Origin of the sequence: Burkholderia sp. AU4i (assembly GCF_000466765.1) — a bacterium.
Taxonomy (GTDB): domain Bacteria; phylum Pseudomonadota; class Gammaproteobacteria; order Burkholderiales; family Burkholderiaceae; genus Burkholderia; species Burkholderia cepacia.
In genome coordinates this window covers 68,041-87,749 of sequence record NZ_ASSI01000014.1, presented here as the reverse complement: position 1 = coordinate 87,749, position 19,709 = coordinate 68,041, and the positions used below count along the sequence as shown (strand labels likewise).

19 protein-coding genes are annotated in these 19,709 nt (G+C 68.3%); 12 read left to right on the top strand and 7 right to left on the bottom strand.

Translation table 11 applies throughout. From position 1 onward, the window contains the following. The coding region (locus tag L810_RS02350; RefSeq protein WP_162175277.1) for an ABC transporter substrate-binding protein at positions 1-575 on the bottom strand (575 nt) is incomplete at its 3' end. 44 nt (positions 576-619) lie between these two features. Beyond that, entirely contained in the window at positions 620-1,792 is a 1,173-nt protein-coding gene (locus L810_RS02345) for an LLM class flavin-dependent oxidoreductase (RefSeq protein WP_021156762.1), read from the bottom strand. A gap of 465 nt (positions 1,793-2,257) precedes the next feature. Between L810_RS02345 and L810_RS02340 the strand changes: the two genes are divergently transcribed. From L810_RS02340 to L810_RS02325, 4 genes are read left to right on the top strand one after another with little or no spacing between them, the layout of a single operon-like run. Beyond that, positions 2,258-3,334: an ABC transporter substrate-binding protein gene (locus L810_RS02340; protein WP_021156760.1), complete on the top strand. Its 1,077-nt coding sequence runs from the start codon at positions 2,258-2,260 to the stop codon at positions 3,332-3,334. A gap of 40 nt (positions 3,335-3,374) precedes the next feature. Beyond that, entirely contained in the window at positions 3,375-4,472 is a 1,098-nt protein-coding gene (locus L810_RS02335) for a PhnD/SsuA/transferrin family substrate-binding protein (RefSeq protein WP_021156759.1), read from the top strand. Further along, positions 4,472-5,287, top strand: coding sequence for an ABC transporter permease (locus L810_RS02330; RefSeq protein ID WP_021156758.1), 816 nt, complete (start codon positions 4,472-4,474; stop codon positions 5,285-5,287). Before L810_RS02335 ends, L810_RS02330 begins: the two co-directional genes overlap by 1 nt. 21 nt (positions 5,288-5,308) lie before the next feature. Continuing rightward, complete coding sequence (locus L810_RS02325) at positions 5,309-6,097, top strand: ABC transporter permease (protein ID WP_021156757.1); 789 nt, start codon at positions 5,309-5,311, stop codon at positions 6,095-6,097. Here the strand turns inward: L810_RS02325 and L810_RS02320 are convergent. Beyond that, a complete protein-coding gene (locus L810_RS02320; protein ID WP_021156756.1) occupies positions 6,088-7,215 on the bottom strand; it encodes a sigma-54 interaction domain-containing protein in 1,128 nt (375 codons plus the stop codon). The genes L810_RS02325 and L810_RS02320 overlap by 10 nt on opposite strands. Before the next feature lie 130 nt (positions 7,216-7,345). Continuing rightward, complete coding sequence (locus L810_RS02315) at positions 7,346-8,026, bottom strand: class II aldolase/adducin family protein (protein ID WP_021156754.1); 681 nt, start codon at positions 8,024-8,026, stop codon at positions 7,346-7,348. Between the two features lie 380 nt (positions 8,027-8,406). On the opposite strand from L810_RS02315, the gene L810_RS02310 reads away from it, so the two are divergent. From L810_RS02310 to L810_RS02275, 8 genes are all read left to right on the top strand, one after another. Then, a complete protein-coding gene (locus L810_RS02310; protein ID WP_021156753.1) occupies positions 8,407-9,690 on the top strand; it encodes a lipase family protein in 1,284 nt (427 codons plus the stop codon). A 142-nt stretch (positions 9,691-9,832) separates the two neighbouring features. Next, entirely contained in the window at positions 9,833-10,123 is a 291-nt protein-coding gene (gene groES / locus L810_RS02305) for a co-chaperone GroES (protein ID WP_027790739.1), read from the top strand. Between the two features lie 12 nt (positions 10,124-10,135). Beyond that, positions 10,136-11,776, top strand: a complete 1,641-nt coding sequence (groL, locus tag L810_RS02300) for a chaperonin GroEL (protein WP_021156751.1) — start codon at positions 10,136-10,138, stop codon at positions 11,774-11,776. Between the two features lie 184 nt (positions 11,777-11,960). After that, positions 11,961-13,253 (top strand): hypothetical protein, encoded by a 1,293-nt coding sequence (locus tag L810_RS02295; RefSeq protein WP_042972876.1) that lies wholly within the window; start codon positions 11,961-11,963, stop codon positions 13,251-13,253. A gap of 429 nt (positions 13,254-13,682) precedes the next feature. Next, positions 13,683-14,054, top strand: coding sequence for a DUF6697 family protein (locus tag L810_RS02290; protein WP_021156747.1), 372 nt, complete (start codon positions 13,683-13,685; stop codon positions 14,052-14,054). A 47-nt stretch (positions 14,055-14,101) separates the two neighbouring features. After that, a complete protein-coding gene (locus L810_RS02285; RefSeq protein WP_021156746.1) occupies positions 14,102-14,320 on the top strand; it encodes a hypothetical protein in 219 nt (72 codons plus the stop codon). A gap of 137 nt (positions 14,321-14,457) precedes the next feature. Next, positions 14,458-14,979, top strand: coding sequence for a PTS sugar transporter subunit IIA (locus L810_RS02280; RefSeq protein WP_021156745.1), 522 nt, complete (start codon positions 14,458-14,460; stop codon positions 14,977-14,979). Positions 14,980-15,027: 48 nt separating this feature from the next. Then, complete coding sequence (locus L810_RS02275) at positions 15,028-15,921, top strand: acetylglutamate kinase (protein ID WP_042972859.1); 894 nt, start codon at positions 15,028-15,030, stop codon at positions 15,919-15,921. 41 nt (positions 15,922-15,962) lie between these two features. Here the strand turns inward: L810_RS02275 and L810_RS02270 are convergent, their stop codons facing one another. The 3 genes from L810_RS02270 to L810_RS46820 form a co-directional block, all read right to left on the bottom strand. Continuing rightward, positions 15,963-17,111 carry a porin gene (locus L810_RS02270; protein WP_021156743.1) on the bottom strand — a complete coding sequence of 383 codons (1,149 nt, stop codon included), beginning with the start codon at positions 17,109-17,111 and terminating at the stop codon, positions 15,963-15,965. A gap of 363 nt (positions 17,112-17,474) precedes the next feature. Next, positions 17,475-19,301, bottom strand: coding sequence for a methyl-accepting chemotaxis protein (locus L810_RS02265; protein WP_306415627.1), 1,827 nt, complete (start codon positions 19,299-19,301; stop codon positions 17,475-17,477). A gap of 144 nt (positions 19,302-19,445) precedes the next feature. Beyond that, positions 19,446-19,700 (bottom strand): hypothetical protein, encoded by a 255-nt coding sequence (locus tag L810_RS46820; protein WP_155631514.1) that lies wholly within the window; start codon positions 19,698-19,700, stop codon positions 19,446-19,448. Positions 19,701-19,709 lie beyond the last annotated feature (9 nt).

Genomic DNA, 19,709 nt, shown 5'->3' with positions numbered 1-19,709 from the left:
TCGACCTCGCCGCGCACGAGCGCCGCAATCTCGATCCCGTACTCGTGCGGACCGCGTGTGAACGATGCCGGCCCGGTGTGGCGTTCGCGTTCGTCGGGCAGGTCGACCCACTCGGCGTCGCCGTGCCCGAGCCCTTCCAGTTCGAGCGCGCTCAGGAAGCCTTTCAGCGCGGCCGCGCGCCAGAAGTCGATGCTGATCGGATGGCGCGGCAACCCGAGCCGCCGGCCGCGCAGATCGCGCACGGTGCGGATGCCGCGCTCGGGCAGCGTGACGATCGCCTGGAACTCGTTGGTCCACGACAGGCCGATCACGCGCGTATCGGCGCCGCGTGCCCGCGCCCACAGCGCCGGAATGTTGCCGCCCTGCCGGAACGAGGACGGGAGGCTGTGATCGAAGTGCGATTCGCGCTTGCCGGCGTCGGCCGTTTCCTGCAGCGAATGCAGCGCGATGCCGTCCGGCCCGAACTCCTCGTCGAACCAGCCGCGGTGCACGGCGATGCCGAGCGCGGTCGGCACCGGGCAGCGCGTGTACCAGAGTGCGTCGCGGGCCGTGGCCTGCGCAGCGAGTGTCGTCATGGTGAATGTCCTTGTCGTTGGAATGCGGGGGAATGCCGTTGCACTCACGCGCCGGCCACGCGCAGCGCCGCCTGCGTGCCGCGCGCGTTCAGCGCGCCGTCGACGAGCGGCAGCACTTCCTCGCCCACGCGGTACGCCTCCTCGAGATGCGGGTTGCTCGCGAGGATGAACGTCGACACGCCGATGTCGACGTATTCCGCGAGCCGCTCGGCCACCTGCTCGTGGCTGCCGACGATCACGCAGCCGGGGCCGCCGCGAATCTGCGACATCCCGGCCCACAGGTTCGGGCCGACGATCAGGTCGTCGAAGTGCTGCGTGTTGCCCTGGTGCAGCGCGAACTGGCGTTTCGCACCGACCGATTCCGACGACTCGCCGCGCCCGCCGAAGCCGTTGCGCGTCGCGTCGCCCACCGTCGCGAACATCTGCCGCAACTCGGCCCACGCCTGTGCCTCGGTCTCGCGTGCCAGGATGTCGATGCGCATGCCGAAGCGCAGGTCGCGCTCGGCGTTCTGGCGATCGAGCGCGCGGCGGGCCGCATCGATCACCTCCTTCTGTTTCGCGAGCGGCTCGCCCCAGCTCAGGTGCACGTCGCCGTGCTTCGCGGCGACCGCGAGCGCGGCATCGCTCGCGCCAGCCAGGTAGATGCGCGGCGGTTTCTGGCCGCTCAGCGGCGGCAGCAGGCCGCCGCCTTCGACGCGGTAAAAGCGTCCGTCGAACGTGAACGGCTCCCCGGCCGCGACACCCTTCACGACGTCGAGGAATTCGTCCGTGCGCGCATAACGGCTGTCGTGGTCGATGAAGTCGCCGTACGCGCGCTGGTCGGGGCCGCCACCGCCCGTGACGACGTTCCACTCCACGCGGCCACGGCTGATCCGCTGCAGGCTCGCGGCCATCTGCGCCGCGTAGACGGGATGCACGAAATGCGGCTGCAGCGCGATCAGGAGCCGCAGCCGGCGCGTCTCGCGCGCCAGCGCGGCCGCCACGACCCACGGCTCCTCCGTGAAGCGGAAGATCGGGATCAGCGCGCCGTGGAAGCCGGCGATATCGGCCGCGCGCGCGACCTGCGACAGATAGTCGATGTAGCCGAATTCGTCGTCGTCGACTTTCGGCGCGACGCGCGACGCGCGCTGGCGGTTCCATTCGCCGCGTGTATGCAGGTCGTGTGCGCGCCTGCCGTCGCCATGCATCGGCAGGCGCCACAGAAATTCAACAGCCATCGGGGTTCTCCTGGTCGGGCCATTCGGATTGCGTGCGGCATCGCCGTGCCGCCCGTGTGCAGCGCTGTAAAGCACGCGGTGTGCCAACCCGTTCGCAGCAACACCTGCGCGGCCGCCTGCAAACCTGCACGGCGCCTTGCACGCCAAGCGCCGACGGCAACCGGATCGCACCCGCCCGGCCGTGGCCGGCACGGTCGCGACAGGCCCGTGCCGTGCTGCTGCATCGGCCGCACCGCTGCTGCGCGCGCAACAGCGGCCCACGCGAATGTTGCTGGCGCAACAGGCCACCCATCGACACACGCATCGGCCTTTCCGCGCGACGCCCGCACCGCGTGCGGCCGCGCCGTTTCCGTTCACTGGCCCGGAACTTGCAACGCTGACCGGCCCGCGCGTGCGCACCGACACCGAGCGGCACCGCGCGCGACCGCGCTTCGACCATGCTTACGCAGAGAGGGAATCTCACACATGACAGACAGGCCCGATTCGTCATCGGACAAGCAGCAGACGTTCTGGTACGCCCGATCGCCCGTGCCGACGCCGCTCGGCATCGCCGTGCATCTCGGCTGGCTCAACGGCGAGACGTCGGCCGACGGCGTCGCGATCCGCTCGCCGCGCGGTGCCACGCGGCACGACGTGTCGTCGATCAGCGACCACACGCTGGCGCAGTCGTTTCGCCAGGGCGGCAGCATCCCCGCGATGTGGGCGCGCTCGAACGGCGCGAACACACGCGTGATCGGGCTGTCGTGGGTCGACGAATCGCAGTTGATCCTCGCGCGGCCCGAGTCGGGCATCCGCTCCGTGAAGGCGTTGCGCGGGCGCCGCGTCGCGATCCCGAGCCGCCCCGACGACCGCATCGACATCTTTCGCGCGTCGGCGCTGCGCGGCTTCGTCAACGCGCTGAGCCTCGACGGGCTGACCACCGCCGACGTCGAACTCGTCGACGTGCGTGCGCGCACGCTGCAGGCCATCGGGCCGGCGCGCGCGGCAGACCTGTTCGCGTCGCCGCACGGCTTCTCGAGCCGCGCGCTGTACGCGGCCGAAGCCGGCGCGCTGCTGCGCGGCGAGGTCGACGCGATCTACGTGAAGGGCTCGACCGGCCTCGAGATCGCGCAGCTGATCGGCGCGCACGTCGTGATCGACATCGGCTTTCATCCGGAGCGCTCGATCCGCAACAATAACGGCACGCCGCGCCCGCTGACCGTCAACGCGGACGTGCTCGCGAACCATCCGGACATCGTCGCCGGCTTCCTGAAGCTCGTGGTCGCGGCCGGCGAATGGGCCGGCACGCATCCCGACGAAACCGCGCACTACGTGGCCGGCGAAACCGCGTCGTCGATCGACTGGGTCCGCGCCGCGTACGGCAACCAGCTGCACCGGCACCTCGGCGTCAACCTCGACGACGAATCCGTCGCCGCGCTCGACGAGTTCAAGACGTTCCTGCACGACCGGGGTTTTCTGGAAGCCGACTTCGACGTCGCCGACTGGATCGACCCGCGCCCGCTCGCCGACGTGCTGCGGCCGTCGCGGCAGAAACGCGCGTGAGCCTCTTTTCCGCCCACTGATCCCGACCATCATGAAACACATGCTCTCCCTCGCTTCGCTGCGCCGCCCGCTGCGTGCGCTGTTCGCCGCGCTGCCGCTTGCCGCGGCATCGCTCGCCGCACCGGCCGCGCACGCGGACGATGCGCCCAAGGTGGTGCGAATCGCCGTCGTCGCCTATTCGGGCGGCGGCAAGACGCAATACGCGGGCGCCTCCGCGCTGATCGACGCCGACAAGTCGCTCGAGAAGGCGCTCGCCGCGCGGCACGTGAAGCTGCAATGGGTACCGGTGTCGACCGCGGCGGTCGGCACGCTCGTCAACGAGGCGTTCACGAACGGCAGCATCGACTTCGCGGGCTACGGCGACCTGCCGTCGGTCGTCGTCAACGCGTCGGGCACGCATACGCGCCTGATCGTGCCGGGCGGGGTCGGCAGCAATACGTATCTCGTCGTGCCGGCCGGCTCGAACGCGAAATCGATCGTCGACCTGAAAGGCAAGCGCATCGCGCTCAATCGCGGCCGGCCGTGGGAAGTCACGTTCAGCAAGCTGCTCGCCGAGAACGGGCTGAAGCTGTCCGACTTCAGGATCTACAATCTCGACCCGCAAGCCGGTGCGGCAGCGGTCGCGGCCGGCCGCGTCGACGGTTTCTTCACGCTGTCCGACGCGTATTCGCTCGTCGACAAGAACGTCGGCAAGATCATCTGGTCGACCAAGACCGCGCCCGACGACTGGAAGATGCGCGCGGAACTGTGGGCATCCGACGATTTCGTGCGGCGCTACCCCGACATCACGCAGCTCGTCGCGACCGCCTACGTGCGTGCCGCGCACTGGATCTCGCAGCCGCAGAACCGCGATGCTTACGTGAAGATCCTGAGCGCGTCCGGCCAGCCGGAAAGCGTCGTGCGCCGCGAATACGCGGACGAATCGACGCCGTGGAAGGAGCAATGGACGCCGCTCTTCACGCCCGCGCTGACCGGTCACTACCGCGACGTGGTCGCGTACAGCCGCCAGGCCGGCCTGACGTCCGCGCCGGTCGACGTGAACGCGCTGCTCGCGCCGACGTTCGTCGCGACCGCGCTCAAGCAGCTCGGCCTCGACGGCTACTGGCGCGCAGACACGGCGCGCGTCGCGAGCCGCTGATGCCGATGCACGCCCTCGCGTCGAACGGCGCACACGCGATCCGCCTGCCCCGCGTCGCGCGGCTCGGCGGGCTCGCGCTGTGGTGGGCCACGCCCGTCGCGTTCGCCACGTTGTGGTGGCTCGCGAGCGCGTTGCGCTGGTTCCCGCCGCAGCTCGTCGTGCCGCCCGGCCGGCTCGCGGCGACGCTGCGCACCCTGCTCGACACCGGCGAACTGCGCGACAACCTGCTGATCACGCTCCATCGCCTCGCGCTCGGGTTCGCGATCGGCGCGGCGGGCGGAGCCGCGTTCGGCATCCTGCTGGCGCGCAGCCGGCTGTTCTCCGACTACCTGCGGCCGACGTTCGACCTGCTGCGGCAGGTGCCGACGCTCACGCTGATTCCGCTGCTGATCCTGCTGATCGGCGTCGACGAGCCGCTGAAGCTCGTCGTCGTCGGCAAGGCCGTGTTCTTCCCGGTCGCACTGGCCGCGTACACGGGCGTGCACGACGCGCCGCGCGACCTCGTCGAGATGGCGCGTCACTACGGGCTCGGCCGCTTCGCGCTGCTGCGCGACGTGCTGCTGCCGGCCGCGCTGCCGCCGCTGCTGACCGGCGTGCGGATCGCGCTTGCGCGCGCGTGGCTCGCGCTCGTCGCGGTCGAGCTGCTCAGCGCCGACAGCGGGATCGGCCAGATGATGGAACTCGCGCGGCAGATGCTGCGGCTCGACGTCGTGCTCATCGACGTCGCGGTGATCGGGCTGATCGGCTTCGCGATCGACCGGTCGATCGCGCTCGTGCAACGCTACGCATTGCGCTGGCAAGCGCCGTCGCGCTGACCTGACTGGATACGCTTCGAAATGACGCTCGCCATACGCTCTCTCTCGCTCGCCCCGCTGCGCCGCCGCGCGCGCGGCCTCGTCGTGCCGGCCCTGCTCGTGGCCGCATGGCAGTTCGCATCGTCCGGCGACGCGGCCCATCAATACGCGTTCGTGCCATTGCAGCAGGTGGGCGCCGCGCTGGTCGAACTCGCCCGCAGCGGCGAACTCGCGACCGATCTCGGCGCGAGCCTGCGCCGCACGACGCTCGGGTTGGGGTTCGGCGTCGCGGTCGGGCTTGTATTCGGCGCGGCGATGGCACGCTCGACGCTCGCGCGCAAGCTCGGCGAGCCGGCGTTCCAGGCACTGCGCTACGTGCCGCTGCTCGGGCTGATTCCGCTGCTGAGCCTGTGGGCCGGCACCGACGAATTCGCGAAGGTGCTCATCATCGCGCTCGCCGCGTTCTACCCGATGACCACCGCCAGCTTCGACGGGCTGCGCCGCGTCGATCCGCGCTACGTCGAACTCGCGCAGTCGTATCGCCTGACGCGCATCGGCCTGTGGCGCGACGTGCTGATTCCCGGCGCGCTGCCCGACCTGTTCGCGGGCGTGCTGCAAGCCGTGCCGTTCGCGTGGATCACCGCGACCAGCAGCGAGCTGCTGTTCAACGCGGGCGCGGGGGTCGGCAGCCTGATGCAGAACGCGCAGGCCGGCGCGCGCGCCGACGTGCTGCTGGTCTGCGTTCTGGGGGTGACGGCGCTCGCCGTCGGCATGAGTGCGCTATGCGAGCGGATCGCGCAGCGCGCGCTGCGCTGGCGCGATCACGCCTGACGGCGCAGCCGCGCGTCGGCGTCTCCTCCGTCACCCGCGTCGCGCGGCTTCAGGATGCCGAGCTGCGCGAGCCGCGCACGCACGATGTTGCGCGACTGGTCGAGCAGGCGCGACATGCGCAGCTGGTTGTGCTCGCTGTACTCGAACACGCTGCGGTAGACGGTGTCCTCGATGTGCTGCCAGAGCGACGGCGTGCCGAGATCCAGCAGCTCGATCACCGCATGGCGCAGCGCGTCGGTCGCCTCGGCCACGTCGCGCGCACGGCGCGGCGGTGCCGCCGCCGGGGCGCGCGGGTCGTCGGCATCGGGCGCGAGCGACAGCGCGGAGAACTGCAGGTCGCCCACATCGATCGCGCCACCCGCACAGATCAGCACCGCGTGGTGGATCACGTTCTCGAGTTCGCGGATATTGCCCGGCCACGCGTGCGCATGCAGCCGTGCGCGCGCGGCGTCCGTGAGCGTCGGCGCGGCGACGCGCAGCCGCTTCGCATAGGTGTCGATGAAGTGTTCGATCAGCGGCGCGATGTCGCCGAGGCGCTCGCGCAGCGGCAGCAGGCTCAGCTTCACGACGTTGAGCCGGTAGTAAAGATCCTCGCGGAAATTGCCGGCGCGCACCGCGGCTTCGAGATTCACGTTGGTCGCCGCGACGAGCCGCACGTCGATCTTCACGGTCTTGCGCGAGCCGACCGGCGTCACTTCGCGCTCCTGCAGCACACGCAGCAGCTTGACCTGCGCGGACAGCGGCAGGTCGCCCACCTCGTCCAGGAACAGCGTGCCGCGATTCGCGGATTCGAACCAGCCGGGCTGGCTGTTGATCGCGCCGGTAAACGCGCCGCGTTCGTGGCCGAACAGCTCGCTTTCGATCAGCGTCTCGGAGAATGCGCCGCAGTTGACCGCCACGAACGGGCCGTCATGGCGCTCGCTCAGCGAGTGCACGAGGCGCGCGATCAGCTCCTTGCCGGTGCCGCTCTCGCCGGTGACGAGCACGGTCGCGTCGCTCGGCGCGACGAGCTGGATGCGCTCGAGCAGCACCCGCGATTTGGGATCGTCGAACGTCAGCGCCTTCGCACGGATCGTGATCGCATGCGAATTCGGGTCCGGCAAACTGAAGATGGCCATGGCACGACCGGCGTATTGAACGGGGAAGGTCCGACGATAGCAAGGCGCGCGCCGGGGATGAACCAATTCATCGAGCTATCGGTATGACGGCGGCCGGATTGCGCCGGCCGCCGCGCGAGCTCACGCGATGTCACGCGAGACCGGTCATCTTCCATTGCTGCTCGAGCGCGCCCGGCCCGAACTCGAGCGAGCCGCCGAGCGGCTCCGCGAGCGCCTGGAAATACGCGGCTTCCTCGAGGATCAGGATGTACTTCGACACGTCGAGGATCGATTTTCCCCAGAAGGTTGCGCCGCCGTTCGCCTCGATGATCGCCGGTACCTCGGGGTCGCGGCGGATCGTGTCGACGATGAAACGCGGCTCGCCGGGACGACGATCGACGTACACCGGAATCTCGCGCGCGCGCGTGTAGCGCGCGGCCGGCGCATAGCGGATCGGCAGCGGGCGATGCGCGCTCGCCCATGCGCCGAGATACGGGCCGTGCACGTGGATCACGACACCGACGTCCGGCGCCTCGCGGAACACGTCCGCATAACGCGGCCCGTTGCCGTCCGCGCGTGCGTCGCCATGCAGCACGTCGCCGTCGAACGTCACGACGACCGGCTGGATCTCCTGCGACGCGGCCCACGGGCTCGGCGCCGACAGCGCGACGACGAGCTCGGTGCCCGGCACGCGCTGGAACGCCTGGAACGTGTTGGTCGCGGACAGCGTGCGCGTGTCCTTCAGCACGCGTGCAGCCTGCGTGAATTCGCGCGTGGCGCGCTCGACGAATGCCACGAGTTCGCCGCTGTCGATGGTTGGGGTGACGGACATGAGGACGGTTTCCTTGATCGGGTGGACGGAAAGGATCGCAACGCGACGTCGCGACTCACGCCGACCGGATCAGCAGCAATCGTGCCAGCCGGGCGCGCACGCATCGAACGCCCGCGCCGCGGTGCGGGCCTGTCATGCACGACGCACGCGGCACGATCCATGCACCCGCCTTTGTTGCGGGAGCAACAGCCCGCCGGCCCGAATTGCTGCGCGACGCGCAGCCGGCGCATGCGCGCGGCGCACGCGGTACGACGCAACGGCCCGTCGCGCCGCGCGCCGCACACGCAACGGATGCGCTGGTTCGAAACTTGCGTCGTGGTCGGCCCGCGCCATGCACCGTCCGGCGCTTCCGATCCGATCTCATCGACCTCCATCCGACCATGACGCTTCCCCCCCTGCGCGGCTGCGCCGCGCGCGCACTGCTGGCTTCGGCGCTCGCCGTATCGTCTTTCCTCTCGCACGCGGCTTCGCCCGGCCGCGTTCCCGCGCCCGACCCGCTGCAGGGCGACGGCCGCGTGTCCGCGTTCTACACGTGGGACCGCGACATTCCGGCGACGCCCGGCGCGCTGCTGCGCACCGAGCCACTGCCCGCGACGCTCGGGCTCGCGAGCGCAGCGCGCCAGTTGCGAATCCTCTACGCGTCGACCGACGGTGTCGGCGGTCACACGCCGATCGCCGTGTCGGGTGCGCTGTTCGTGCCGCGCGGCACACCGCCCGCCGGCGGCTGGCCGATCGTCGCGTGGGCGCACGGCACGTTCGGGATGGCCGACATCTGCGCGCCGTCGTGGTTCGGCCGCTCGTATCGCGACGTGCGCTACCTTAACGCGTGGCTTCAGCAGGGGTTCGCCGTCGTCGCGACCGACTATCAGGGGCTCGGCACGCCGGGCCCGAATCCGCAGCTCAACAACCGCTCGAACAGCTACACGCTGCTCGACAGCGTGCGCGCGGTACTCGGCGGCGTGCCCGGCCTCGCGAACGAGGTCGTGCTCGTCGGCCAGTCGCAAGGCGGCTCGGCCGTATTCGCGGCGGCCGGCTACGCGCCCGCGTATGCGCCGGAACTCGCGATCCGCGCGACCGTCGCCACCGGCACGATCTACAACGCATCGCCCGCCACGCTCGCGTCGCTGCCGAAGTTCGACAGTGCCTACCGGCGCGACCCCGAGCGCGTCGATCCGACACTCGCGTACCAGTTCTACTCGGTGCTCTCCGCCCAGCAGATCGACCCGTCGCTGCGCGCGGACGAAGTGCTGACCGACCAGGCGTTGCCGATCCTCGAACAGGCGCGCATCGGTTGCCTCGCGTCGCTCGAGGACGATGCGGCGCTCGCGCACCTCACGCATGCGAACACCGTGAAGCCCGGCGGCGATGCCCGGCTGAAAGCGTGGTGGGACGCGTACCTGACGTACCCGACGCTGAAGATCGCGACACCCGTCTTCATCGGCGCGGGCGCGGACGACGGGCTCGCGCCGCTCGAACTCGCGCTCGCGAAGGACGCGTGCGCGGCGGGCACGACCGTCGAGGCGCACCTGTATGCCGGCCGCGAACACAACGGCACCGTGAACGCGTCGCTCGCCGATTCGATTCCGTTCGTGAAGCGCGTGCTTGCCGGCGAGACGATCCACCCGGTCTGCACGCCCGCCGCGCAGCAGGCCGTGTCGCGGTAACGCGCGCCGCGCGCTTTGCACGCCGGCGCGAATGCATTTCCGAATCCGTTATTGGATCGCGCCGCCGCGCATTTTTATACTCGTCAGCACTCTCTTCCAAAGAGTGCCAGCCAATCTCGACAGAACAGCACAGGACGAACCTATGAGCCTACGCCCCTTGCACGACCGCGTAATCGTGAAGCGACTCGATCAGGAAACCACCACCGCGTCGGGCATCGTGATCCCCGACAGCGCCGCGGAAAAACCCGACCAGGGTGAAGTGATCGCCGTTGGCCCCGGCCGCAAGGATGCGGACGGCCAGCGCATCGTGCCCGACCTGCAGGTCGGCGAGCGCGTGCTGTTCGGCAAGTACGCGGGCCAGGCCGTCAAGCTCGACGGCACCGAGTTTCTCGTGCTGCGCGAGGAAGACATCGTCGCAGTCGTCAACCAGTAACGGAGCGCAATCATGGCAGCGAAGGAAATCATTTTCAGCGACGTCGCACGGGCCAGGCTGACCGAAGGCGTGAACATTCTCGCGAACGCGGTAAAGGTCACGCTCGGGCCGAAGGGCCGCAACGTCGTGCTCGAACGCAGCTTCGGCGCGCCGGTCGTCACGAAGGACGGCGTGTCGGTCGCGAAGGAAATCGAACTCGCGGACAAGCTGCAGAACATCGGCGCGCAGCTCGTGAAGGAAGTCGCGTCGCGCACCAGCGATGCGGCCGGCGACGGCACCACGACGGCCACCGTGCTGGCGCAGGCGATCGTCCGCGAAGGCCAGAAGTACGTTGCGGCCGGGCTCAATCCGCTCGACCTGAAGCGCGGCATCGACAAGGCCGTCGCGGCGGCCGTCGACGAGCTGAAGAAGATCAGCCGTCCGACCACCACCAGCAAGGAAATCGCGCAGGTCGCGACGATCTCCGCGAACGGCGAGGAATCGATCGGCCAGCGCATCGCGGAAGCGATCGACCGCGTCGGCAAGGAAGGCGTGATCACCGTCGAGGACGGCAAGTCGCTCGCGGACGAGCTCGATGTCGTCGAAGGGCTGCAGTTCGATCGCGGCTACCTGTCGCCGTATTTCATCAACAATCCCGACAAGCAGATCGCCGAGATCGAAAGCCCGTACATCCTGCTGCACGACAAGAAGATCTCGAACATTCGCGACCTGCTGCCGGTGCTCGAACAGGTCGCGAAATCGGGCCGGCCGCTGCTGATCATCGCGGAAGACGTCGAAGGCGAAGCGCTCGCGACGCTGGTCGTCAACAACATCCGCGGCATCCTGAAGACGGTGGCCGTGAAGGCGCCGGGCTTCGGCGACCGCCGCAAGGCGCTGCTCGAAGACATCGCGATCCTGACCGGCGGCCAGGTGATCGCCGAGGAAACGGGCCTGACGCTCGAGAAGGCGACGCTGGCGGAACTCGGCCAGGCGAAACGCATCGAGGTCGGCAAGGAAAACACGACGGTGATCGACGGCGCGGGCGATGCGAAGAACATCGAGGCACGCGTGAAGCAGATCCGCGTGCAGATCGAGGAAGCGACGTCGGACTACGACCGCGAGAAACTGCAGGAACGGGTCGCGAAGCTCGCGGGCGGCGTGGCGGTCATCAAGGTCGGCGGGGCCACCGAAATCGAGGTGAAGGAGAAGAAGGACCGCGTCGACGACGCGCTGCACGCCACGCGCGCGGCCGTCGAGGAAGGCATCGTGCCGGGCGGCGGCGTCGCGCTGATCCGCGTGCGGCAGGCGATCCGCGAACTGCAGGGCGTGAACGCCGACCAGAACGCGGGGATCAAGATCGTGCTGCGCGCGCTCGAGGAACCGCTGCGCCAGATCGTCACGAACGCGGGCGAGGAAGCGAGCGTCGTCGTCGCGAAGGTGGCCGAAGGTTCGGGCAATTTCGGGTACAACGCGCAGACGGGCGAATACGGCGACCTCGTCGAATCGGGCGTGCTCGATCCGACCAAGGTCACGCGCACCGCGCTGCAGAACGCGGCGTCGGTCGCGGGGCTGCTGCTGACGACCGATGCAACCGTCTTCGAAGCGCCGAAGGATGCGGCGCCGGCGGCTGCGCCGGGCGGCCCGGGTGCGGGCGGGCCGGGGTTCGACTTCTGACGGCGAGTCGCGTGTGCCGGTTCGCCGGCATGCGCGACTGGCACGCACAGCAAAACGCAGGCAACGCGTGGCGACGAAAGTCGTCACGCGTTTTTTGCATGGGACTGGCGAAAACGGGCGGCGTGCCGGCACGCCGGCGCGCTCGGGTAAGATGAACGCCCGTCCGCCGCCCGCCGTCCACGCCATGCCGACCGTACAAACCATTCTCGACGACTACGAACGCCTCGGCTGGAGAGGCAACGATCCGATGTCGCAGATGCTGGCGCTGCGACGCGACAATCCGTCCGCGCTCGCCGACCTCGTAATCGCTTCGTTCGATCGGGCGTTGCCACATGCGACGTTCCTCGATGCCGCACTCGACCTGATGGACGACCTCGCTTTCGCGAAGACTGCGGCCGAAGCGTGGCAAGACGTCCGCAACGGCGCGTGGAACGAGCGGCTCGCGAGCGTGTTGTCGAGCGTGGTGATGCAGACGCCGCAGGTATTTTCCGATCACTGGGACGTGTTCCTCGACATCGCCACCACGAAGCGGTCGCCGCGCGTGTACTACGAGGAAAACGCGTGGCGGATGCTCGATCCGGCGACGGTCGATGCATGGCGCGGCCGGCTTGCCGAGCCCCCCTCCGGCGACGACGCGGCGCGCGAACGCGCCATCGCGCTGCTTCATTCGCGACACCCCGCGGCCGTTCGCGACGCGGCGGCGTGGCTGTTTTCCGACGATCCGGGCAAGTGCGCCAACTGGCTCATGTCTGCCGGCTATGCGCAGGAACACGACACGTTGCGCGCGCTGCATGGCGAGTCGCCGCTACACATCGACTTCGGCCCGACGCTGCGTGCGCCGAGGCTCCGCGAGATGCCGAAGTGGAAACGCGAGATTGACGCGCATCACCCGACCTGGCACGCACGCGATTCGCATCGATCGGGCGCGCGCTTCGGCGGCGTGTCGCCGCATCGATGCGGCCTGTGTCACGAGCCGCTGCATCGGTTACTGACGCTACCGCAACCCGCGGCAGCCGGCATCGACAGCGCGACGCCGGTATCGTTCGACACCTGCCTGTCGTGCGTCGGCTGGGAGAGCGACGGCCCGATGTTCCACCGGCACGACGACGCCGGCAACGCCTGCGCGCACCCGTCCCAGCAACGCGACATCGCGATCCAGCCCGAGTATCCGGCGGCCGCGTTCGTGGAAGCAGACGTTGCACTCTTCGCCGCGCCGGCACGCTGGACGCGGCAGGAATGGGGCGAATCGAACGACAGGCAGAACCTGAGCCGTGTCGGCGGCGCACCGTCGTGGGTACAGTCGGCGTGGTATCCCGACTGTCCGGATTGCGGCCGCAAGATGTCATTCGTCATGCAACTCGACTCCCACTTTCCGCAAACGGACGGCGGCGAATGGCTGTGGGGCAGCGGCGGCGCAAACTACACGTTCTGGTGCGCGCCGTGCCGCACCAGCGCGCATCTCTGGCAGTGCACGTAACACGCACCGGCCACGCAACCTTTACGACCTTTTTACTTGCGCCCGCGCATGCGTTCACTAGAATGTGTTCGCAATCGATCCATCACCGAGCACGCACCATGCGCATCCGAAGTCCTCGCCCTCCGAGTTGCTTTTCTGCCTGACAGGCAGGACGCCTGCGTCTCTCTTTTCCCGAGCCACCGTCCTGCCAGCAGGCGGACGGTGCGCGCCGTAGTCATTCCCGTGCACGCTTGAACACGACGTCGATGCGTTGATCGCGCGTCGTGCGGGCAAGCGTGTTCCCGCGGAACATCCCTTGCAACGTCGCGCCATCGATCCGCCCCTCAGGCAACGATCGACTGGCATGCCCGCATCCGGCATGTCGATCAGGTCGCATTGTTTCGCATCCCTTATTTAACCCACTGAGTTTCCCGATACCGGAGCCCGATCATGTTCGAGATCGACAAGCAGTACACCCGCGAATTCATCCATACCGCGTGCGGCGGCAGCAAACAGGCATTCCTGCCGACGAAGAACGGCAAGGTCGTGGCCGCCTGCCTGCGCACGGACCTCAACCCGCACGCACCCGACGTGATCCTCTGCGACGGCAGTGCATCCGCGCGCGCGGCCGGCAGGACGCTCGCCGCGCAACGCGATGCGATTCCGGTGTTCATCCGCATGGCAACCGACGCATACCGTTTCGTCGGCCGGTACGTCGTCAGCGAATCGCTCACCGCACCGCTCGACTGCGCACCCTACGTGCGCAACAGCGGCTTCACGCCCGGGCAGATCTCGCGCGTGCTGAAACTCAAGCGCTGCTGACGCGCGCAGCGCGCGCCTTTCCGGTCGCCTTTCATCAAGGAGCAATCATGCTTGGCCTGACGTTCTGGAAACACGTGATCGGCACACGACCCGATGCCGCCCGCGACGATCGCGCAACGGCACTCGGCCGCCACCGCGTGCGCTCGAGGACGCTGGTGCTGACGAGCGCCGCGGTGGCATTTGCGGCGATCGCGTTCGGTGCGCCGGTCGTCGGCATTTCGGTGTTCCTGCTCACGACGTTGCCGTTCGTGCTGTCGGGTACCTGACGATCTCCTTGTCGGACACGCGGCGGGCGCCAGCGCAATCGATACGAAATTTTAATGCGGCGCCCCCGCGTCTCTGACACCGTCTTTACGCGCTTTTGTCTAGGATTTCCCTGTCATCCCGACACGGAGAGATCCGCATGCAAACGCAGCAGGCCGCCATCGGCGGCCACCCCGACCTTCCCCGCCGCCGCGTCGCCACGCCTGCCGCGATCCGGCTGGCCGACGCGTGCCCGCCGCACAACATCCTGCTCGACGTGCCGGTCGAAAGCGCGACCCAGTTGTTCGACCTCGCCGCGCGACACATCGAGCGCGGCAGCGGTGTGCCGGCGGAGCGCATCAGGACCGAACTGATCAGGCGCGAACAGCTGGGCTCGACCGGCCTCGGCCAGGGCGTCGCGATTCCGCATGCGCGCATCGACGGGCTCGGCTCGGCCGTCGCGCTGTTCGTGCGCGCACTGTACCCGTTCGCGTTCAACGCGCCGGACCGCAAGCCCGTGCGCGAATTCATCGTGCTCGCCCTGCCGAAAGCGGACGATCGCGCGCACCTCGAACTGCTCGCCGACGCGGCACGGTGTTTCAGCGACCGCCCGTTCCGGCAAGCGTCGCGCGACGCGCTGACGCCCGACGAGATTCACCGGCTCATGCAACGCACGCATTGACGCCGCACCGTGCGGCGTCATGCACCCCCTTCATCCTTCCGGATTCCCATGTTCCCAGACCCTGAAAGCTCCACCCTTACGTCGCATCGCGTGGCCGGCCTGGCGCGCTCGCTGCCGTTCATGCAGGCCCTGCACGGGCAGACCGTCGTCATCGTCGACGGCGGCACCGCGAGCGACGCGCGCGCCCGCCACGCCTTCGCGCAGGATGTCGCGCTGCTCGCACTCACCGGTGTTCGCCCGATCGTCGTCCAGGGCGTGCCGGCCGCACCCGGTACGCAATCGATCCACGCCGTTCATGCGGCGATGGCAGGCGTCAATCATGAACTGGTGCACCTGATCGGCAGTCACGGCGCCAAGGCGATCGGCATCGACGGCCACGACGGCGGCCTGCTGGTGGCGAGCGCCCGTTCCGACCGCACTGACACGAGCGCGGTCGCCCGCTTCGACGGCACAGCGCTGACCGCGTTTCTCGAGAACGGGCTCGTGCCCGTCGTGATGCCGGTCGCGCCGGACGATGCCGGCCACGATCACCTGCTGCGCGCGGAACGGCTCGGCAGCCTCTTCGCGCAGCGCACGGGCGCCGTGACGCTGGTGATGATGGTCGACGGCACGCTGCTGCGCGAACTCGGTGAGCTCGCCGGGCTCTATGGCATCACGGAACTCGAGCAATGGCTGGCCGAGCATCCGGCCGCAATCGCAGCGCCTTGCGTGCGGGACGCGCTCGATGCGCTCGCGCACGGCGTGCAGAACGTCCATCTCGCCGATATCGGGCAACCCGAATCGCTGATCGACGAACTGCTGACGGAGGAAGGATCGGGGGTCGTGTTCTGCCGGCGCGGCAACACCGACCTGCTAGCGGAAACCCGCCGCTACTTCGCGGATTCGGCGAGCGTGCTGCGCGACGGCTTCAACGTCGAGCAGAAGCAGGTCGTGCGGTTCTGAATCTTGCTGCAGAAACGCTCGCCGCGCGGTGCGCCGTAACGTCAGAACATCTGGCGCAGGCCGACGGCAGCCCCGACGTTGTTGGTCCTGCCGATCTGGTCGACCTTGCCGGTGAGCCGGTTGGTGGCACCCGGATAGTCGGCCGCGAACGCACCGTTGCCGCGCGAGAAATCGACCGTGCCGTAGACCTCCGTATGCTTGGACAGCGCATACTCGGCCAGCACGGTCGCCGAGTAGTTGATCCCGGAGCCGAGCGTGCCGTCGAGCCGCTCCGCGTTGCGTGCGTGGCCGTAATAGCCGGCCACCGTGATCAGCAGCGGTGCGGTGGCCTGCCAGTTGGCGCCGACGTAGAACGTGTCGTCGATGCGGTTCGGGCTCCCGCCGCTCAACGCCGGTGCGCCGGCCTGCTGCATGTTGAAGTCGGTCGTGCCCGTCTTGTCCTGGCCGTGCAGCCAGCCGGCCAGCAGGCGGACGGAGGGCGTCACCTGATACGCGCCGCTCACGTGCAGAAAGTTCACCTTCGCGCCGTTGGTCGCACTGCCGTTCACGGACGATACCGAGGTCTGCTGGAAGCCTGCATTGATCGACGCGGGCCCTTGCGCGTAGGTGAGCTCGACGCCGTACGTGCTGTCGAGGCCCATCGCACCGGCATGATTGCCGAAGCCGTAGATCGCATCGACGCTGAACCCGTTGTACGTGAATGCGTACTTCACCGAGTTCGGCACCGTCAGGTAGTTGCCAATGCCGTTGTACGCCCAGCTGTCTTGCCAGTAGTCGCCGACGGTCATCGGATCGAATACGTCGCCCATCGTGTCGTACAGCGGCGCGTACTGGTTGCCGAACGTCAGCGTGCCGTATCGGCCGCTCGACAGGCCCACGTAGGCCTGCCGGCTGAACAGCGTGTTCGCGACGTGCAGCTTGCCATCGCCCAGCTCGAAACCGTTCTCGAGACGGAAGATCGCCGAAAGCCCGCCGCCGAGATCCTCGCTGCCGCGCAAGCCCCAGCGGCTGTGCGTTTCCGGGCCGACCGTCATTCCGATCAGGTCCTTGCCGTCAGGGCCGGCATTCGTCTGATAGCGGATCGCCGTATCGACGAGGCCATACAACGTAACCGAACTCTGCGCGAACGCGCACGATGCTGACATGGTGAAAGCGGCGCCGATACAACTGGTGACAACGGTGCGTCTCATGAAAGGCCTCCCTGAGCCATTGATTTTGTAAGCAGTCCGACAGTATTCGTGGACGGACGCCATTACTGCGAACGGGAGAATAATCGGCCATATTCGCGGCACCTATTACCACTTCTGGATTGGACCTTTCCAGCGTCGTCAACAATCGCTGTCGTGCACGATGCGGCGGCCCGGCGCGATCGAGATCCGCTGTCGCGGCCTGCCGGACGGCGGGCGAATCACGTGCCGCCCCGATGAATCGCACCGTGCCGAAACGCGGCACCGACGGTTCGATGCCCGGCTGTCGGAACATGGCCACGGCGTGCAGAGCAGGAACGATCCCGACACGGTGCGTCCTTCGCGACCGGATGCCCCGGCGTCGAATCAGGCTCGGGCGGCATCGATCCGGAATACCGCGATCGTCGCTTCCAGCTGCCCCGCCTGCGCTTTCAGCGCCGCCGCCGCAGCCGATGCCTGCTGCACCAGCGCGGCATTCTGCTGCGTCACCTGATCCATCTGCGCGACGGCCTGATTGACTTGCTCGATGCCTCGCGACTGCTCGTCGGACGCGGCGGTAATCTCGCTCATCAGTACGTCGACCCGTCGCACCGACGCCAGTATTTCCGTCATCGTGCCCGTCGCGCGATCGACCTGCCGTGCGCCGGTGTCGACGCGCCTGAGCGAATCCGTGATCAGTTCCTTGATTTCACGCGATGCCGCGGCACTGCGCTGGGCCAGCGAGCGCACTTCGCCCGCCACGACCGCGAACCCACGCCCCTGTTCGCCGGCCCGGGCCGCTTCGACCGCGGCGTTCAACGACAGGATGTTGGTCTGGAAAGCGATGCCTTCGATCACCGTGATGATCTCGGCGATCTTGCCTGACGATTCCGACAGCCCCCGCATCGTCCTGACGACCTCTTGCGCGGCCTGATTGCCCTGCTCGGTCAGCAGCGCCGCGTCGCTCACCACCTGGCTAGCCTGCTTCGCGTTCTCGGCGTTCTGGCGAACCGTCGACGTCAGCTGCTCCATGGACGCGGCCGTCTCCTCCAGCGACGCGGCCTGCTCCTCGGTCCGTTGGGACAGATCCATGTTGCCCTCCGCGATCTCCCTAGCGGCGGCGTCGATCGCGTGCGAGCCGTTCTGCACCGCCCGGATCGTCTGGAGCAGTTCGCCCTGCATCGTCTGCAAACCGGTCAGCAGTTGCCCCATTTCGTCGGTCGAATGAACCTCCACCCGGGTCGTCAGGTCGCCTTCGGCGATGGCGCCGAAATGGCCCAGTGCGTTCGCCAGCGGTGTGCCGATCGCCCGTTGCAGCGACCACCATGTCAGCGTGGCCGCCCCGAGCGCGACCAGGCTCCCGGCAAACGCCATGCCGATGAACCAGTGGAAGCGCGCCTGCGCGGCATCGAATGTCGCCCGCGAAGCCGTGATCTGGAGCTGCCCGAGCGCATCCATGGCGTCGGACGCGTCGATGAACAGCGACGGCGGGATGCGTCGCCAGACTTCCGGAATCTTGGCCGCATCATGGGTGGCGATGACCTCGAACATCGGCTCCAGCCCGTTGTCGACCAGCGCCTTGAACTTGCTGCCGGCGTCGGCCGCGCGGCGGGCCTCTTCGGGGCCGGAAAACGGCAGCGCACGATAGGCGTCCCATGCCTTCCTCGATGCGGCCAGCATGTCGCGGGCCACACCGGTTTCCTGCGGAACTTCGTCGCTGGCCGGATCGAGCGCGATGCGATACAGCCACAGGCGCGTCCTCGACAGCGCGACATTCGCCTGCCCAAGCGCCTCCGACGAAGCGAGCCGTTCGGAATAGAGCGTCTTCACGTCGTTGTTTCCGATTGCCATGCCGACCACGCCGATGATGCCGCCGACGACCAGCAATACTCCGAGAAAACCCATCGCCAGCGCCAGACGGGTGCGAATGCTGAAATTCTTGATCATGGTCAGGAGAGCGTTGAGCACGCCGCCGGTGCATGCGACGCATGCTCGTGAAACCAGTCGGGTACGGCACGTGCAAGGTCGACTTCTCGATAACGACCAAAGTGACCCCGGGATTAACGCGGAATCCGTAACGGACGTTTCCAGAAGCGGCGAGTTGTGGTCCGCGCAGGTCCGTGATAGCGAGGTGTGCAACGCTCGCACGCCGAATCGTCCGATGAATATCCAGGTGCCCGGGCGCCGGCGCGCGCACGTGTCGCGTGATCGCATGCCGATGCGCCCCTGCGCTCACGTCGGGCTGCTTTCGACCGCGCGCGCTGCGTATCTGCTTCCACGCGAATTGATCTGGAGGCCAAACTATTCAGCCGCCCTGCCCGAAGCGCGCCGATAATGCCGCAGCCACCCGGCGAGCAATCAACCCGCAGGATCGCTGCTCGCCAGCGTCCCGCTGCGCAGCCTGGCCGGGCCATGCCCGAACTTCGTGATCACCGCTTCGACCGCGATCGCGCAGCGCAACGCCGCGCGCCAGCGCGACGACCGGCTCTGGCCGCCGCGGCGGGATGCCAGGCGCAACGCACGGCGCAACGGCGCTCCCTTCGATGTGCCGGTTGCCGATCCGGTGCCAGCGGCCGGGCTATGGAGGATGGAGCGCGACGGATAGATGCTCACGGAACGTCG

Bases quoted from the DNA above. Each gene is read 5' to 3' on its own strand.
- L810_RS02345 (WP_021156762.1), bottom strand. From the start codon at position 1,792: ATGGCTGTTGAATTTCTGTGGCGCCTGCCGATGCATGGCGACGGCAGG.
- L810_RS02340 (WP_021156760.1), top strand. From the start codon at position 2,258: ATGACAGACAGGCCCGATTCGTCATCGGACAAGCAGCAGACGTTCTGG.
- L810_RS02335 (WP_021156759.1), top strand. From the start codon at position 3,375: ATGCTCTCCCTCGCTTCGCTGCGCCGCCCGCTGCGTGCGCTGTTCGCC.
- L810_RS02330 (WP_021156758.1), top strand. From the start codon at position 4,472: ATGCCGATGCACGCCCTCGCGTCGAACGGCGCACACGCGATCCGCCTG.
- L810_RS02325 (WP_021156757.1), top strand. From the start codon at position 5,309: ATGACGCTCGCCATACGCTCTCTCTCGCTCGCCCCGCTGCGCCGCCGC.
- L810_RS02320 (WP_021156756.1), bottom strand. From the start codon at position 7,215: ATGGCCATCTTCAGTTTGCCGGACCCGAATTCGCATGCGATCACGATC.
- L810_RS02315 (WP_021156754.1), bottom strand. From the start codon at position 8,026: ATGTCCGTCACCCCAACCATCGACAGCGGCGAACTCGTGGCATTCGTC.
- L810_RS02310 (WP_021156753.1), top strand. From the start codon at position 8,407: ATGACGCTTCCCCCCCTGCGCGGCTGCGCCGCGCGCGCACTGCTGGCT.
- groES (WP_027790739.1), top strand. From the start codon at position 9,833: ATGAGCCTACGCCCCTTGCACGACCGCGTAATCGTGAAGCGACTCGAT.
- groL (WP_021156751.1), top strand. From the start codon at position 10,136: ATGGCAGCGAAGGAAATCATTTTCAGCGACGTCGCACGGGCCAGGCTG.
- L810_RS02295 (WP_042972876.1), top strand. From the start codon at position 11,961: ATGCCGACCGTACAAACCATTCTCGACGACTACGAACGCCTCGGCTGG.
- L810_RS02290 (WP_021156747.1), top strand. From the start codon at position 13,683: ATGTTCGAGATCGACAAGCAGTACACCCGCGAATTCATCCATACCGCG.
- L810_RS02285 (WP_021156746.1), top strand. From the start codon at position 14,102: ATGCTTGGCCTGACGTTCTGGAAACACGTGATCGGCACACGACCCGAT.
- L810_RS02280 (WP_021156745.1), top strand. From the start codon at position 14,458: ATGCAAACGCAGCAGGCCGCCATCGGCGGCCACCCCGACCTTCCCCGC.
- L810_RS02275 (WP_042972859.1), top strand. From the start codon at position 15,028: ATGTTCCCAGACCCTGAAAGCTCCACCCTTACGTCGCATCGCGTGGCC.
- L810_RS02270 (WP_021156743.1), bottom strand. From the start codon at position 17,111: ATGAGACGCACCGTTGTCACCAGTTGTATCGGCGCCGCTTTCACCATG.
- L810_RS02265 (WP_306415627.1), bottom strand. From the start codon at position 19,301: ATGCGATCACGCGACACGTGCGCGCGCCGGCGCCCGGGCACCTGGATA.